Here is a 16530-nt window from a genome sequence, read left to right on the forward strand (position 1 = left end):
ATGTATGATGCAGATTCATCTTTTAATAAAATGAAGAAAAGAGAGATAATAATGAAGGATTATTTAGTAAAAGGTTTAGCCTATAACGGACAGGTTCGAATAATAGCAGCAAGGACAGTCGATACAGTAGGTGAAGCACAACATCGTCACTATACATGGCCGACTGCATCAGCAGCGTTAGGACGTTCAATGACTTTCGGCGTGATGCTTGGTTCTATGTTAAACAATGAAGATAAATTAACCATTCGAATCAATGGTGGAGGCGATTTAGGTACAATCCTTGTAGACGCTAACGCGAATGGAAAAGTACGAGGATATGTTACGAATCCGCAAACACATTTCCCCCTCAACAGTATTGGCAAATTAGATGTTAGAAGAGCCGTAGGAACAGATGGTATGGTAACGATTTCAAAGGATATTGGTCTACAACAACCCTTTGTAGGACAAGTACCTATTATTTCAGGGGAGTTAGGGGAAGATTTCACATACTATTTAGCACAGTCAGAACAAATTCCTTCTTCAGTGGGGGTAGGAGTGATCGTGAACCCTGATAATACAATCCAAGCAGCAGGCGGCTTTATTATTCAAGCATTACCTGGTACAGCAGTAGAAATTATTGAAGAAATTGAAAAGCGTTTGGACAGAATTCCTACCATTTCAGCAATGGTACGTGATGGCCTAACACCGGAAGAAATTCTAACTATGGTTGTAGGAGAGGGGAATGTAAAAATTCTCGAAACACAAGAAGTACTATTCCAATGTACTTGCTCAAAAGATCGCTCTACTAAAGTGCTAGTTAGCTTAGGAAGCGCAGAACTCCAAGATATGATTGAAACAGATGGTCAAGCAGAAACACAATGTCACTTCTGTAATGAAACGTATCAATTTAACAAAAGTGAATTAGAAGCCATGTTAGAACAGGCCGTTTAATCTTTAAAATAAGTAACCAAAATTTATACCCACATTGGTAAAATGAATGCACGCTAAAGGAACTGACTTCCGTTCTTTTTAGCGTACATTCATTTTTTTGGTTACACTTAATCATGTTCTTTATTAAGAAAAGCATTTTATTATATGATTAGCTAATAGATTTGAACTTTAGCTGAAATTAAATCTATTCAGATACCTTTCAATTAAAATCTTTTTCACAAGACATGGACTGAATAAGCAAGGATTTAATCCCCGCAACAATCCAACATAATAGCGATAGTTAAACATGTATATCGAAGCTTCTTTAAAAGGGTTTACCATAGAAATGGAGAATAACTATTGTAAACATTTGTTAGGAGAGAAGCTATGCAGAACTTATTAGGACAGGTTGTTCTCATCACAGGCGCAAGCTCCGGTATTGGGCTTGCTACCGCAGAGCTGATGGCATCTAAAGGCGCTAAAGTAATTATTCATTATCATACAAATGTGAATGGAGCCATGGAAGCTGTCCAACGTATTCAAGAAAAGGATGGAGAGGCTATGGCCATTCAAGCTGATGTTACGAATAAAGAAGAAGTGAATGCAATGGTTGACCAAGCTATTTCCTCCTTTGGTGCGATTGATGTTTTAGTTAATAACGCTGGAGGAGGTATCCAACAAAGCACATTTATGGATATAAGTGAAAGACTATTGGAAGAAACGTTCAACTTAAATGTTACTAGTGTTCTCTTATGTTCCCAAGCTGTATTAAAGTATATGATTCCTAAAAAATCCGGAAAAATTATCAATATCTCTTCGGCGGCTGCACGAATTGGAGGAGCGGGAGAAAGTATTCATTATGCATCTGCTAAAGGAGCGATAAATACAATGACGATTGGTATGTCACGAGAGCTAATTGACTATGGGATTATTGTAAATGGGGTAGCGCCAGGAATGGTAGAAACACCTTCGTATGACTTCAACTGTACCTATTAAACGGCCTGCAACCCCTGAGGAAATAGCAGAAGTAATTGCCTTCCTCACTTCTGATGCCTCCAATTATATTCTTGGTGAAATTATAAATGTTAGTGGTGGGAGATAAATAACATTGTAGAACGTGTATTTCAGGCTTTGTTGCTGCTAATAAACATGGCATAGATATCGAAATAATAGAGTTTCACCAAGAAAAACCTGCTCAAACTCGCATACCATGATGTTCAAGAATGTTTAAAGAAGAATTGGATGGCCTATTCGCATTGTAGGGCTATGAACAAGCCTGCTGTGGCTATTGTAGAAAAGATAGGGTTCCAGAAATATATGTGGTACTAGGCATTCAAGCCATTTTAATAGTAGATCATTTAAGGACTGTCAAAAGCAGTCCTTTTACTTTTGTCGTGATGAATGTACCTGTAACGAAAAAACTATTTTTAAAGCGGTGCATTGATAATGACTATACAAAATTGAAAGCTAATAATACGCAACATGAAAATTTGAATGGTTTAATAGTTTAGTTATTAAAAAGGAACTAAATTATATAGTATCTTATTATTATTTTGCTATTCCTCCAAAATCGTTAGTCTTTTTATTCGTAATATTCTAAACCTTTAATATACAAAAAATTGAAAAAATATCCACAAAGCATTATCATAGTAATCTAAAGACTTTCACATTGAAGAAGCTAGGAGGATGACCGTGTTAAAAGCATTAAAAGTAGGTCTAGTGATAGAGCGAGCGAATCGACGAAATTTAGTTGCACTAATAGCTGTTGTCATGATCGTTTTTGGCTTTATGTTTTATATAAAGGCGCAAGCCGTTGGTAATCAGCTTATTGAAAAAAAGGGTGATTATTATTCAACACAGGCCATACTATCAAAGTTTCAGGTGAAGGATGCCTCGGAAACAGGTGATGGCAGCGATATATTTAAAAATTTAACGAAGCAAAAAAGTAAGATTGCATTGCAAATAGCCACATTAACGATGGACAGACAATCCATGTATTATGAGGCGTCACTTCAGCTTGCTGAATTAAGACAAGAGGCATTCCAATTAGAAGGATACCATGATATCGCAGAATTATTACCCTCTAAATTACAAAATTCGATGGACTATCTTTATTTTAAATGGATGAATGATGCGGGAAGGGATAAAATAACTGACTTATTTCAATACATACCTTTCTTATTATTTTTCTTTAGTTACGTAGGTGCAGGCTGGTACATATTTATTAGCTTCCAAACAAGTTCTATTTTGCTAGATGATTTTGAGCATTCTAGTTTAATTCAAGGCTTTCCTGTTCGTTTTGATTCTTATATTTTATCCAAATGTATGATTTCTTTGTTCACCATCATCACAAGCTTTTTACTCATTTTTATTTGCGCTAGTCCATTGTGGGTATTAAATGGACTTGGCAACCCACAAGATCCAGTAGGCATATACGTAGGAGATGCTGTATTAATCTCTTCCATCCAATATATCGCGATGAGCCTTGGCTATATGTTCGTCATTTCCATTTTCGTCATGCTATTGTCGATTATATTAAATGTGTTACTGAAAAATATGTATTTAACATTATTTATACACTTTATTTTGTTCTTTTTACCGATGATTTTTCCATCACTAATTAGTGTATTTCCCTATAATCCTTTTAATTTCATGAACTTCAATGATATTTTACGAGGCGTACCAGTTGATTTAGCACAGCCTGTTGAGATTACGATGAATCTTGGCTTACTTATTTTGTTTATCTGTATTATTTTAATGTTGTTCACTATTAAAACGTTTTTCTCAACAGGGAAAATCAAAAGGGCATAGGGGAGGTACTCATAAGCATGTGGAGTTATTTCAAATTTGAATTCAAACAATTTTTTACGAATAAGAAAAACTTAGCCATCTATTTTTTGCTTGCTTTTGCAACCTTTTTTTATGTATTTAAATTAGCACCCGCATACGATCCGATTGAGCAAGTCGAATATGAAGAAATTGAGGCTCGCTATTTAACACGGCAAGAGTTTTTAAATTCGATGGAAGGTCGCAACTTATATAGTCTACATCCTGCCATCATTTATGCTGTTGAGATATTTGGGCAAATTAATCCACTAGATAAAGCAAGATTAGAAGCATTAGAGGAGGGGGACCTAAAAAAATATGCCGAGGTAACTCGTGATTGGTACTACTTTACGAATGCGATTACATACAAAAGTGATTCATTCTCCTATAACTCAAAGTATTTTATAAAAAATAATGATTATGCAGAAGATGATGCCTTTTATGCTTATTTAGAGCAGGCAGCCCGTTATGATACTTACGCGGAAGCAAAGTATGAATTATCCATGGACATATTCGAACAGCGGACAGCCCTTCAAACGTTAGAGCGTTTATTAAAGGGATTACTACCTGTTATTTTAATTGTGTGTGTACTACTTTTAGCTATTGATATCGTGACAAAAGATCGCCGTCATCCATCTATTATCAAAGGATTTCCTATTAGCGATTGGAAAAAGCTATTGATGAAAATGATCGTTGCACTACTAGGTAGCTTCGTATTATTTGTACCACTTTTTGCTGGGTTCATTATTATAGGCTTACAATCCGGCTTTGGAAATTTCAATTTACCATCACCCATGTATGCTCCTCATCTCGATTGGCGTCAGGAGGGTAAATTTGAACCGATGACTTTAGGGATGTTTTTAGGACAAACCCTCATTCTGCTTTTAACTTGGTTTATGGTCATCATCAACGTTGTATTATTGTTCAGTATCCTATTCCGTAACGAGATGATGAATGTCGCCATCGGCTTACTCCTTATTTTTGGGGAGAAGTTTTATTTCAGCCGATATGTTGGCTACTTTTGGGATATTCAAATTTATCCAACCTCGTACATTCAAGTCGGACAAATTGTATCAAAACAACGAAATTTTTATTATATGAACGATTATTTAGATTTCAATTTAGGATTACAGTTGTTACTAGTCTTAGCTGTAGTCGTCATTTTATTCATGCTGCTTATTGTTATGAATAGACGGTATAAGCTAATAAAATAGGAGGGACACAGGTGATTGACATTCAAAATATTACTGTGCAATTTGCGGAAAATAAAGTGTTAAATGATATCTCAATGACATTTGAGCAAGGTGAAATGATTGGACTTGTTGCACCAAATGGAACAGGAAAATCCACATTTATGAATGTGTTGATGAATTATGTAAAGCCTATGAAAGGGAAAGTAGTATTTAAAGATGGTCTATGCTACTCGAATAAATCAAATGAAGTAAAAATTCATAGTTTTGTGTCGATGATGCCAGACCAAAGTGACTTGTATAATCACTTAAGCGGGCGCGAACATTTAAAAATATTTGCAACCATGTGGCAATCCGATTTAAAACTTATAGATGAAACCATTGAAATGTTAAATATGGGGCATTATGTGAATAAAAAAACAGGCACGTATTCTCTGGGTATGCGCCAGCGCCTTTGCTTTGCTATGCAAATAGTGACGGATACGGACATTATGATGATGGACGAGGTGATGAACGGACTTGATCCAAATAATGTAGAAATTATTTCGAAGATATTAGTAGAGAAAAAGGCGGAGGGAAAGGTTATTATTATTGCCTCACATTTACTCGATAATTTAGAGAAATATGCAGATCGAATTTTCTTGTTTAACGAAGGAAAACTAGTGGATACCAATGAAATAATAGAAGGTTTCAGTCAAGCACATATTAAAACAATTCGCGTAAAAAATATGGAGCATCCTACTGAAAAACAGTTGTATGAGCTGTTTCCAAACATCAAACTTCAAACTCTTACAAATGGAATCACATTAATTCATTTACCAAGCTCTGAAGCCGCTTTATTAAGTTCGCTTACATCTTTTTTAGTGGAGAGAAATGTAGTGGATTTTGCATTTGGAAAAGTGACATTAAATGATTTGTATTCTATGTATTATCATGAGTATAAAAATGTGACCTAGTTTTTTTCAATTTTATGCTAGATTATATTAAAGGAAGATTTGAGTGAATGACGATAGATGTAGAACAATATTTAAATAAGACTTTTCCTGGACTCACGTTAACACCTAGCCTTTTTCAGCAATGGGATATTGGTATTCACGTTGAATTTGGGACTGGATTTTATCAATGGAAAAATAATGGTCGTCTAAATCTAGCCATGTTTAATGATGTATACCATCAAGCTTTGGCCGTTTTCAACGAAATTTTTTCGTATTCGGATGAGATTTTACTTGTGACAAATGTTTATCAGTATAAGCCTGCTGAAAGTAAGAAAAAGCGCATAAAGGTTTATCATCGTTATATAAAAAATAAAGAGTTAAAATACCATTTAAAACAACAAACCTTGCCGTATGTATTGGATGATGAGGATGTTTATATTTCACAATTTTCCTTAAAGTGCCGCAAACAAGATATTCACTATGTATTACTTATCCAAGCAGCCTGTAATGAAGATTTCCACTTAAAGCCTAAATTTGGTACAGGCTATAGCTATCCAGATGTATTTTTTATTAATTTGACGAAAAATGTTATCTTGTTTATTTATGATGATAGAGGTTGTGAGGTCATCGCGACGAATAAAGAAACGATAAAACCTGTAGGTCTAAAATTTAGGAACTGGATAGATAATTGCAAATGAGATGACAGCGTTACACATTCTCAATGGAATGAATAGATGCAGGAATTAATCAACATAAGCTTTTATGCTTTTGCATCCATTTCGTTATGACAAGCAAAGGGTAGGAAAAATATTTCATTCAAAATCATGGAGTTGCACCAGCAGCTCTTTTTTTATAGGGCTTACAAGGCCGTTTAATGGAAATTATGCGCTATCTCTTGAGTATGGACGAGGAGGAAACAGAAAATTGATGATGATTACTGAAAATATAAGGGGGGAACGCTATTATCAGCTTATTGATATACTAGCGAAACGATGTAGCCGCTTTGCCTTTGTTGAGAACAGACAATTGATGGAAAATGAAGAATTACGCTTAGCCGCTGTCGATGAGCTAATAGCACCTATTGAAAACCTGCTTATCGAAAGAAAGGTTCAAAATGAATGGGAGACAACAACGCTTGGCGAGCATACAGCCTTTGTTTTTTACTTTCTATTAAATGATACGACTGCTCAATTCTTGAAGGAGCATAGCGATTCACTTTTTGGTTGGATTACGCCAGAATTACCAGAGGATTTAATGTTTTATGAAGATGAACAATGTTTATTAGCAGCTTGTTCGCACGAAGGTTTTTTCTGGGTGGATGAAAAGGTATGGGACCGTTTTTTATTAAGCTAAAGATGTCGCTTATTTGATTATTTTGTGAGGCAATTCTTAATGAAAAAGGGGGTTTACGTTATGTTATTTATACGTTGTTTGTCATACCAGTATTAGGAGTTTTATGTTTTTTAAATTTCACTACTTTTTTAAAGGAACTAATAAATGGGAAAAATACGTATAACCAAAAAGGTTTAAAGCAAAAAAAGTATAAAAACGAACTATTAATCAAATACATATTTAAAATATTCGTATTTTAACCTATGAAATGCGCTTTCTCCATCGACTGGAGACCGTCCATTTTGGATTAAACACGAACATTTAATGATTATGAAGATGTTTCTAACATTCAACGATGAAAACAGTAATTTTAACAGAAAGCATTTCAATAAATGATCTGCTTATACATTTAAAGAAATAGTTTCCATTATTGATAAATAAATGTATAATACGAAATGTCAATGGGATAGGTACTAAATAGAAGGAGGCTTATGGTTAGTTGCATTCACTTTATACACCAAGCTTAACTGGTAAGAAAGTAAGAAGGACAAAAAGCTTTAGCATACATAATTTAGTCATCGTTGCCTTTATTGGAGGTCTACTTGCCATTACGATCGTTGGGTTTATAAATGCCAACGCCCTTAAACTAGAGAAGCATTACATCAGACTACTAATAGTAAGCAGTGTATTTCTCCATACGGCTACTATAATCTTTTATGTTTTCCTTCCTTTTTCCGCTGAAATGGATTTGCTAATCAATCGGTTACTGGCTGGAGTAAGTTATTTTATCTTTTTGGTGATTTTGAAAAGACCTTATAAAGAACATTTAGTATTTGTGGGGGAAACAAAATCCCTGTACTGGATAGGGATTATCTATTGTTTAATTTCCATCTTTATAGATGGTTTTCTTAGAAATAGTGTCCTAGCTAATTAGGGAAGGAATTTATGTGCATGAACAGTGAAAAAGAAAATACACCTATGGCTCTTATTGAACACTATTTTGCGATTGGAAGATACACAAATGTTATTTCCTTAGTGAAGCAACGGATGGCTGAAGATATGGAAAATAAGGAATTATGGTATATGCTAGCTGTCAGTCATTATTCCATAGGTCAATATGAAGAAGCATTTGAGCCATTTCTTAAAGCATTTCAGCTAGGATATGATAAAGGCGTCATTTACTATTTTTTAGGCGGCATCTATATGGCAACGGAACAGTGGCAAAAAGCAGAAGAATCTTTTTTGGAAGCATTACATAATAATCCAAATGATGCATATGTTTATTCAGCGTATGCAATTTTGATGAAAATGACAGGTCATAGAAAAAAAGGCAGTTTATTAGTAGAAAAAGCTCTAGCATTAGATCCTAACAGCACAGCCGTTTTATACCACTATACCCTTACTGAAATGGCTGCAAAAAAGGAAAAGCACAATACTGCACTAGCTCTTTATATGAATTCAGCGGATAGTGAGTTTGCAAAGTTAATTCATCTGGGCTGGAGTGCTGCCTTTAATAATCGATTTAAGGAAGCTAAAGAATATTATCGACAAGCTTTTCTTATAAAACCTGAGGATAAAAGAATTTTATCGAACTTAGAGGAATTGGAAATTAAAACTCACCCGCTTTTGCTTCCTTACCGTATAGTAGAGCGAATAGGCGGCATTGGATTTGTATTCATAATGTGGCTTATACTTTGCCTGCTTCTTGACAAGCTTATTTCCAATGATAACTTTGTCAATCACCTTCTTCGCTTTTCTATTTTTTTCACACTTTATTATTTTATATCTATTCCCATTGTAAAAGGCTTAAGAAAATGGAAGAGCCCTAAATAAGGAAGGAACAAAATTGAAAAGGAGACAACTAAGGAATAATGGAACATATTTATCAACCTAGTTTACTAAACGAAAATGAGGATCGAACACGAAGTTATGTTGTAAACAATTTATTTTTCGTCGCTTTTTTTGGTGGAATTTTTGCCATTGTAGTATTAGGTATGCAAAATGCTAAGTGGTTAAAGCTTGAAAAAAAATATATCCGAATACTAACGATTCTTAGTGGTTTACTAATTATAGGAAAACTAATCATGGTTTATGCCATTGGACAAGGAATCTTAGCGATTGATGAAGACTACATAAAGGTTTTTGGACGAATTATTGCAGTGGCGGGCTATTTTATTTTTTTCGCCTTTTTAAATAGGCCCTATAAAGAACATCTAGTTGTTGGTGGACAAACTGAGTCCTTATGGATGCCAGGCTTTCTAGCATGTATTGTTTCTGGATTTATCGAATTTATCGCTATAGCATTCCTATTAGCGCTTTAAAAAGGAGCTTTACTACAGAATGATTGAACGTGAAGATATTGAAATGAATGAAAACTATGAAGGGGCAACATTTGAAGTAATAGAACACTATTTTCAAATAGGGAAATATGCACAAACGATTGAACTTATTCATGAGGTGATAGCTGATCACCTTGAAAACAGTCGACTATGGTTTATTTTAGGCTACAGTTATTATCTTATGGGAGATTACAATAGAGCTGAATTGCAATTAAAGGAAGCCTTGCATTTGGGGTATAGTGAAGAAATAATTTTCTATTTTCTTGGATTTATTTATATGAAAAAGGAGCGTTGGAAGGAGGCTGAGGAAGCTTTTCTAGAAGCATTACGAGCCAATCCAGATGATGCTGAAAACCACGCTGCTTATGCAGTTCTAATGAAAAAAATGGGGCATCGAAAAAAAGCAAAGCAATTAATTACTAAAGCACGTGAGATGGCTCCTGAAAATAGTTTTGTATTGCGTAACTATTTTATATTAGAGGAGATTAATAGCCCTAAAAAACAACGAGTCCTTGCATTAGAGCAATATATGAATTCAAGTGATAGTGAATTATCTAAACTATTACACTTGGGAATCCATGCTGCCTTTCATAACAAAGAAAAAGAAGCACAAGAATATTTTAGACAGGCCTTTCTACTTAACCCTGAGGATAAAGAATTGTATGAATTATTAGAGGAGTTTGAACTGTCAGGACACCCGCTATTAATACCTAATCACCTCGTTGAAGTTGTAGGTGGTACTGCTGGTATTTGGCTGATAGGGGTGGTCATTTACTTTTCATTAATAGGTTTAGATTTTAATACGGCAGCGGTTCTATTTATAAAATGCTATATTGCATTAGCTCTATATACATGGATATCACTTCCTCTTGTAAAGGGATTAAAAAAATTAAGGGGCTACAAGTATGGATAAAATAAAATGGTTACAACAAATGGTAGATCAAAATGCTAATGATCCACAAGGTTACTTATGGCTTGGCAAAGAACTAGCTGATCAGCATCGTTGGCTTGAAGCGGTTCAAACTTATTCATTGGGTCTTTCTTTTTGCTCGGACGATGAGCTACGAAATAACATCATTCAGGAATTAACAAAGGCTAGTTTACAAATTCAACACTCTCCAAAGGATGCTAGCGCCGTTGGAATTGACGATGAAGATAAGGCTGAATTAGCTATCGTAGATCATTGTCTAGACACAGTAGCAGAGGTGGAACTGGATAATCAAGATAACATTCCTGACATACAGTTAGACGATAGAAAAGTAAAAAACCTTGAACCGAAGTTTAGGGTGATTGATGGGGATGCACCTAAAAAGGCTATAAAAAAAATCGAGGAAATAGTAACTTTTGCGGATGTTGCTGGTCTTGAGGATTTAAAGAAAACGATCAACTTACGTATTATTAGTCCATTTTATAACAAGGGATTGTTTGCAAAGTTCCGTAAAAAAGTTGGGGGTGGCGTTCTTCTTTATGGACCACCTGGCTGTGGGAAAACCTATATTGCTAAAGCGACAGCGGGAGAATGTAAGGCTAATTTTTATCCCGTTCATATCACAGATATTTTAGACCCTTATATAGGAGTAAGTGAACAGAATTTAAAAGCCATATTCGATAAGGCTCGCTTCCAAAAGCCTAGCATTATGTTTTTTGATGAAGTAGATACTATTGGCATGAGTCGTTCACAAACGTCCTCCCATGTTCGTGGCATAATCGATACGTTTCTAACCGAGATGGAAGGTGTGGATACAAACAATGATGAGGTTCTTGTGATGGCTGCTACCAATACACCATGGGATGTTGATAGCGCTCTAAAAAGACCTGGTAGATTTGACCGGCTCATCTTTGTAGCGCCACCAGATGAAAAAGCAAGAGAGCAAATTTTTAATTTGAAATTAAAGGGAAGATTTGTTGAAAATGTTGATACAGCCGTATTAGCAGCCAAAACGCCATTTTTCTCAGGCGCTGATATAGCAAATGTAGTGGAATTAGCTACTGAGTATGTGCTAGAAGAAATATTACTTTCAGGTAATGAAAGACCCATTACTACCGATGACTTAGTAAGGGCACTACATGAACTTCAGCCTTCTACATTAGATTGGCTTCGTACAGCAAAAAATTATGTTAAATACGCAAATCAATCAGGGTTGTATAATGACGTAGAAAAATATCTTCGAGCACATGCACGGTATATATAAAATGGCTATCTCCAAATATTGATAGCAAAACATGAAAAAAACCTTTTAAACATTCAAAGTTTAGAAGGTTTACTTTTTATATAAATAGTCGTTACTTTAATCGCGTGTCTTTGCAAATTACAAGTGGCTCAGGTTTGAGCATGAGCATTGCTAAATAACAAACAGTAGCCCATGGTTGAGAGAGTACTGTAATTGTATTTTAAATTTTATTCATGATGGCGTTTAATTAATTCCTCAAGAAGAGAGAAAGAATGGAAAAGCCAACAACTAATATAAGGTCTTATTTTTGTGTATTTGGAGATAATTTTCCACTAGAGGAATTCACACAAAAAATAGCAATAACACCAACAGAAACACGTACAAAAGGTGCACTCTATACAATCGGAAAAACACAACACGAAAGTTATACTTCATCGTGGACTTACGAAATAGATGATCAACGAACAAGTGATCCTACTTTACAAATAAATGAACTAATAGATATTTTCACGAATAAGGTAAACATTATCAATCACTTTAAAAAGAAATATAAGTTACAATGTAAAATAGCAGTGATCCTTGTTTTTCCTGAAACTTCCGGTCTTTTTATAAATCAAAAACTTATTAAATTTGCTTATGACACCGACTCAGAATACGATATTGATATTTATCGCGATGAAATATAAATTGCAAAAAGTAAAAAGCCTTTTATTTCGTACTACAAACAGAACTTATTTATAAAAGCAGGTAATAATGACGGAGGTACACATGAAAACACACTATTATTTAGGGTGGTTTAATGATTTTTTTCCAGAGAATCTAGGCAGGGTGTTACAGGAGGATATAACTGATAGAAAATCGCTTGCTATGATTAGCTCGAATCCACTTTTGTATGAAGAGGCGGGTGCTACTGAACGCTCATGGCTTGACCAAGCAGGTATCCTATTCGATGACTATCATTTAATTAATTATCACGTACAGAAGGAAGATGCCCAAACCTTTATTCGAAATGCGTCAGCCATTTTTTTGTTAGGTGGAGATACGCTGAAACAAAATGAGTTTTTACTAGACTATGAATTGTCGGATTTAATCAAAAAAAGCACAGCGGTTGTGATGGGAGCAAGCGCAGGAGCAATCAATATGTCCGCTAAATGGTTATGCTCAAAAAACTTTGGCTATCCAGTTGAAAAAAGCTCTTTATACGATGGAATCGGTCTTGACAATTTTTCCGTCCTCTCGCATTTTGATCTTGAAAATAACATAGAGTTGGTGCAAGACGAGTTGTCTCCCTTATCGGAAGAACTAAATATTTATGCGTCGAACAAAGATTGTGCAGTACGTGTAAAGGGAGACAGCATCGACATTTTAGGTAATGTATATGTAATTTCCCAGTCAAAAATTAAGAAGTTGGATGAGACGCTCTAGATAGGGCGAATGGCAATAGCTTACCTGAATTATTGGAAATAAGAAGAGCGTATTTGGATTTATCTTTTTCCAAAACACGCTCTTTCTTTGTTCTCCTTTATACCAGATTAGGTGTTAATATTGTAGTGAGTTTAACAGTTAGTGCGTTTACAAGAAAATTTTTCATGAAGCATGATGGGGCTTCCAACGAGGAAATCGTGGAAAGTTTACCATAATAACATTATTGATGGATTGTAGGATAGATTTACATTTATAATAGAGCCTGTGATTAGATAGCTCGCAAAGAATAGTTGAAAAAGAGCATGTTTTTGATTCATTTGTTTCAAAGCATGCTCTTTATAATTGTTCTCATCTTAAACTTTTTTTAGTAAAGGACACGCCATAGATAAAAGGTAGCGTAGGATTCCCAGTTTTTCCATGATATCGATAATTCTAGAATCTCATCTTTCGTCGGCTTTTGATTCATGTTCAGTAATATTTTGATTGAATTGATAAGACCCACATCATCGATTGGAAAGGCGGTTCGGAACCTGAGGCAGCGCATTAGCACATAATTGGCTGTCCAAGGACCAATTCCTCGTATTTTAATTAAGCTTTTTTCAGCATCTTTAAAGTTCATCTTCATTAATTTTTCCCTCGATAATTCTCCACTTGCCATTAATTTCGCAATGCCAATGATATATTCACTTTTTCTTACCGTCATTTTAATATCTGCAAGGTCAGAGGGTGTTAACTGTGCAATTCTTTCGTACGATGGGAACACCCAAAATTGCTTACCATTCCATTCGATGAAATCGCCAAATTTTTCAACAAATTGCCTCTTTAAGGTGTACGCGAAGGCTAAGTTAATTTGTTGGCCTAAAACTCCCCAGCATAAAGCTTCAAATAAATCAGGAATGCCAATAACTCGCAATCCATAGAAGCTTTCAGCAGGTATTTTTAATAAAGGATCTGCCTTTGCCATTTCATAAAAGGGTGTTAAATCGTTATGAAGATCAAACCACTCATGAATATATTTTACAACCTGTTCTCGTTGCCAGCTTTCAATAGGTCTTGTTTCATTTAAGAATTGAACAATCATTTGTTTATTCTTCATGACGTTTACCTGTACCAGAGACCGAATTTCTCCAATAGCAATCACTTTTGTAATACTATCGTTCTCTATTTCATACATGCATTCATTCTTTTCTCTTGTTAGATAGCCTAGATTGGCATTCATGTTGAAATGTTTAGGTAGGGTAATGACAATATCATTATTGACTTCATGCCATTTCATTTTTTCATTCTCCTTTACAAAATACACTGATGTCATTTTTACTTTATCACATCATCATCTTTACTAATTTTGTTATCTTGCTCTTACATTCTAAATACCTTATTTTTTTCGATTGATGAGGTTATAGTGTTAGTTATCAACAATGCTAAATAGGAGGGATAACATGGTGCAAGACATAAAGACACGTGTCGAAAGCTTAGATTGGGAGTGCATTCAAAATGAATTAGATGAGCAGGGTTTCGCAAAGCTTCCAACAATTTTAACAAAAGAGGAATGTGAATCTTTCATGGAAATGTATGGGGAGGAAGAGCTATACAGGACGACAATCAATATGACAAGATATCGTTTTGGGAATGGGGAGTACAAATATTTTTCTTATCCATTTCCTGATATCATCCAACATTTAAGAGAGTCCTTTTATTCGGAATTAGCGAAAACTGCTAATCGATGGCTGGGCTATTTGAAGAAAACAGAACGGTATCCACAACATCTTCAAGATTTTTTAAACACCTGTAAGGAGTTTAATCAAACGAGACCGACACCTTTACTATTAAAGTATGAAGCAGGCGGGTTTAATTGTTTGCATCAAGATTTATATGGCGACTTATTTTTTCCGTTTCAAGTAGTGTTTGTATTAAATCAGCGAGATCAAGACTATTACGGTGGAGAATCTCTATTAGTAGAGCAAATTCCACGTGCGCAAAGCAGGGGTCATGTCATTACGTTAGAACAAGGTAGTGCCCTTATTTTCCCCACTAACCACAGACCCGTTCTCGGTAAAAAAGGCTATTATAAAAATACAATTCGTCACGGTGTAAGCACCGTTACTTCTGGGGAACGATACGGACTTGGAATCATTTTTCATGATTCTCAATAATATTACATTTCAATATTTTGCTATTCCATTCTTTGAGATATCCATTCGAATGGATAGGGAGTATATTATAAGGTGAGGTGAGAAAATGTCAGATAGAATGGATCACGGCTACAAAGAGAGCTATGCTCAAAGTCATTTGAATGATGGAGAAATGATAACTGATGAGAAGTGGCAAGCCATTATAAATAATGATATTGCATACAATAATCAATTTTTCTACGCTGTCAAGTCAACAGGGATATTTTGTAAGCCTTCTTGTAAATCACGCGTCCCCAAAAAAGAAAATGTATGTATTTTTCTAAATGCAGAACAAGCTCTCCGTGCTAATTTTCGCCCATGTAAACGATGTAAGCCGACAAATGAAAATCTACCTGATAGTGAGTGGGTCAATTTAATTACGGAATACATTGATAAAAATTTCACAGAAAAATTAACGCTAGAATCGTTAGCATATATTTGTCATGGAAGTCCGTATCATATGCAGCGGACATTTAAAAAGATTAAAGGCATTACGCCAGTAGAGTATATACAGCAAGTTAGAGTTCACACAGCTAAAAGGTATTTGATTCAGACGAATAAATCAATTGGTGATATCGCCATATGTGTAGGTATGGCTAACACGCCTTATTTTATTACTTTATTTAAAAAGAAAACGGGCCAGACACCAGCGCAATTTCGTCAAATGAGGAAGATGGAGGAACAGTGCAATGGAAAAAATGAATAAACCAACCCTTTATTGGTCTTTACTAAAGTTTAAAGAGTGGAAATTCTATGTAGCTTCAACATCAAAGGGGCTTGTGTTTGTTGGGTCACAGAACAATCCATTCGAGGAATTATTAGAATGGGCTTCGAAACACTTTCCAGGAAGTCCGCTTGTGGAAGATGCTGAAAAGCTTGAGCCCTTTGTCGATGAAATCACTCAGTATCTAGAAGGAACGCGGAAAACCTTTACGATTCCATTTGAGTATGTAGGTACACCATTCCAGCTAGCAGTCTGGCAGGCACTTTGTGATATCCCTTATGGCGAGACGAAATCCTATTCTGATATTGCCAATGCTATCAATAATCCAGCAGCTGTGCGGGCAGTAGGCGCAGCGATCGGGGCTAATCCGGTATTGATTACTGTGCCATGCCATCGCGTAATAGGAAAGAACGGCTCATTAACTGGCTATCGAGGTGGATTAGAAATGAAGACATTGCTCCTTGATCTGGAAAAGCGAGCTTTATCAAGCATTATGTAATCTAGTTAT

The 16530-nt window shown here is 35.3% G+C and carries 19 protein-coding genes; 18 read left to right on the forward strand and 1 reads right to left on the reverse strand.

What is annotated here, in order from left to right; genetic code table 11:
• Positions 1 to 51: 51 nt before the first annotated feature.
• The 15 genes from hslO to ACP3VS_RS10960 all read left to right on the forward strand — a co-directional run bounded on the left by hslO (position 52) and on the right by ACP3VS_RS10960 (position 13127).
• Positions 52 to 930 (forward strand): Hsp33 family molecular chaperone HslO, encoded by an 879-nt coding sequence (gene hslO, locus ACP3VS_RS10890; protein ID WP_041658874.1) that lies wholly within the window; start codon positions 52 to 54, stop codon positions 928 to 930.
• Between the two features lie 366 nt (positions 931 to 1296).
• Complete coding sequence (locus ACP3VS_RS10895) at positions 1297 to 1905, forward strand: SDR family NAD(P)-dependent oxidoreductase (RefSeq protein ID WP_426388695.1); 609 nt, start codon at positions 1297 to 1299, stop codon at positions 1903 to 1905.
• The gene (locus ACP3VS_RS10900; RefSeq protein WP_426388697.1) at positions 1883 to 2011 is read left to right on the forward strand and encodes an SDR family oxidoreductase; all 129 of its coding nucleotides are present in this window, start codon (positions 1883 to 1885) and stop codon (positions 2009 to 2011) included. The genes ACP3VS_RS10895 and ACP3VS_RS10900 overlap by 23 nt, the downstream gene beginning before the upstream one ends.
• Before the next feature lie 584 nt (positions 2012 to 2595).
• Complete coding sequence (locus ACP3VS_RS10905) at positions 2596 to 3720, forward strand: ABC transporter (protein WP_031415978.1); 1125 nt, start codon at positions 2596 to 2598, stop codon at positions 3718 to 3720.
• 17 nt (positions 3721 to 3737) lie between these two features.
• Complete coding sequence (locus tag ACP3VS_RS10910; RefSeq protein WP_012294557.1) at positions 3738 to 4949, forward strand: ABC transporter permease; 1212 nt, start codon at positions 3738 to 3740, stop codon at positions 4947 to 4949.
• Between the two features lie 11 nt (positions 4950 to 4960).
• Positions 4961 to 5881 (forward strand): ABC transporter ATP-binding protein, encoded by a 921-nt coding sequence (locus tag ACP3VS_RS10915; protein WP_200990348.1) that lies wholly within the window; start codon positions 4961 to 4963, stop codon positions 5879 to 5881.
• A 47-nt stretch (positions 5882 to 5928) separates the two neighbouring features.
• Positions 5929 to 6558, forward strand: a complete 630-nt coding sequence (locus ACP3VS_RS10920; RefSeq protein WP_426388700.1) for a DUF3885 domain-containing protein — start codon at positions 5929 to 5931, stop codon at positions 6556 to 6558.
• Between the two features lie 229 nt (positions 6559 to 6787).
• Positions 6788 to 7213, forward strand: a complete 426-nt coding sequence (locus tag ACP3VS_RS10925; RefSeq protein WP_036216296.1) for a hypothetical protein — start codon at positions 6788 to 6790, stop codon at positions 7211 to 7213.
• A 478-nt stretch (positions 7214 to 7691) separates the two neighbouring features.
• Positions 7692 to 8126 carry a hypothetical protein gene (locus tag ACP3VS_RS10930; RefSeq protein WP_031415973.1) on the forward strand — a complete coding sequence of 145 codons (435 nt, stop codon included), beginning with the start codon at positions 7692 to 7694 and terminating at the stop codon, positions 8124 to 8126.
• Positions 8127 to 8143: 17 nt separating this feature from the next.
• Positions 8144 to 9025 carry a tetratricopeptide repeat protein gene (locus tag ACP3VS_RS10935; protein ID WP_012294553.1) on the forward strand — a complete coding sequence of 294 codons (882 nt, stop codon included), beginning with the start codon at positions 8144 to 8146 and terminating at the stop codon, positions 9023 to 9025.
• Between the two features lie 38 nt (positions 9026 to 9063).
• Positions 9064 to 9513, forward strand: a complete 450-nt coding sequence (locus ACP3VS_RS10940; protein WP_012294552.1) for a hypothetical protein — start codon at positions 9064 to 9066, stop codon at positions 9511 to 9513.
• Between the two features lie 19 nt (positions 9514 to 9532).
• Positions 9533 to 10444, forward strand: coding sequence for a tetratricopeptide repeat protein (locus ACP3VS_RS10945; RefSeq protein ID WP_197148415.1), 912 nt, complete (start codon positions 9533 to 9535; stop codon positions 10442 to 10444).
• Positions 10437 to 11723, forward strand: a complete 1287-nt coding sequence (locus ACP3VS_RS10950; protein ID WP_325881469.1) for an ATP-binding protein — start codon at positions 10437 to 10439, stop codon at positions 11721 to 11723. Before ACP3VS_RS10945 ends, ACP3VS_RS10950 begins: the two co-directional genes overlap by 8 nt.
• Positions 11724 to 11974: 251 nt before the next feature.
• Positions 11975 to 12388 (forward strand): DUF4279 domain-containing protein, encoded by a 414-nt coding sequence (locus ACP3VS_RS10955; protein ID WP_426388704.1) that lies wholly within the window; start codon positions 11975 to 11977, stop codon positions 12386 to 12388.
• A gap of 82 nt (positions 12389 to 12470) precedes the next feature.
• Positions 12471 to 13127, forward strand: coding sequence for a Type 1 glutamine amidotransferase-like domain-containing protein (locus ACP3VS_RS10960; protein WP_171821091.1), 657 nt, complete (start codon positions 12471 to 12473; stop codon positions 13125 to 13127).
• Positions 13128 to 13491: 364 nt separating this feature from the next.
• On the opposite strand, the gene ACP3VS_RS10965 is transcribed toward ACP3VS_RS10960, so the two are convergent.
• Complete coding sequence (locus tag ACP3VS_RS10965) at positions 13492 to 14403, reverse strand: DNA glycosylase (protein ID WP_426388706.1); 912 nt, start codon at positions 14401 to 14403, stop codon at positions 13492 to 13494.
• A gap of 163 nt (positions 14404 to 14566) precedes the next feature.
• On the opposite strand from ACP3VS_RS10965, the gene ACP3VS_RS10970 reads away from it, so the two are divergent.
• The 3 genes from ACP3VS_RS10970 (at position 14567) to adaB (ending at position 16521) form a co-directional block, all read left to right on the forward strand.
• Positions 14567 to 15280 carry a 2OG-Fe(II) oxygenase gene (locus ACP3VS_RS10970; RefSeq protein ID WP_012294545.1) on the forward strand — a complete coding sequence of 238 codons (714 nt, stop codon included), beginning with the start codon at positions 14567 to 14569 and terminating at the stop codon, positions 15278 to 15280.
• Positions 15281 to 15365: 85 nt separating this feature from the next.
• Positions 15366 to 16004 (forward strand): bifunctional transcriptional activator/DNA repair enzyme AdaA, encoded by a 639-nt coding sequence (locus tag ACP3VS_RS10975; RefSeq protein ID WP_012294544.1) that lies wholly within the window; start codon positions 15366 to 15368, stop codon positions 16002 to 16004.
• Positions 15988 to 16521, forward strand: coding sequence for a methylated-DNA--[protein]-cysteine S-methyltransferase (gene adaB / locus ACP3VS_RS10980; protein WP_031415949.1), 534 nt, complete (start codon positions 15988 to 15990; stop codon positions 16519 to 16521). Before ACP3VS_RS10975 ends, adaB begins: the two co-directional genes overlap by 17 nt.
• The last annotated feature ends 9 nt before the right edge of the window (positions 16522 to 16530 follow it).

The organism is Lysinibacillus sp. VIII_CA (genome assembly GCF_049943995.1).
Taxonomy (GTDB): Bacteria; Bacillota; Bacilli; order Bacillales_A; family Planococcaceae; genus Lysinibacillus; species Lysinibacillus pinottii.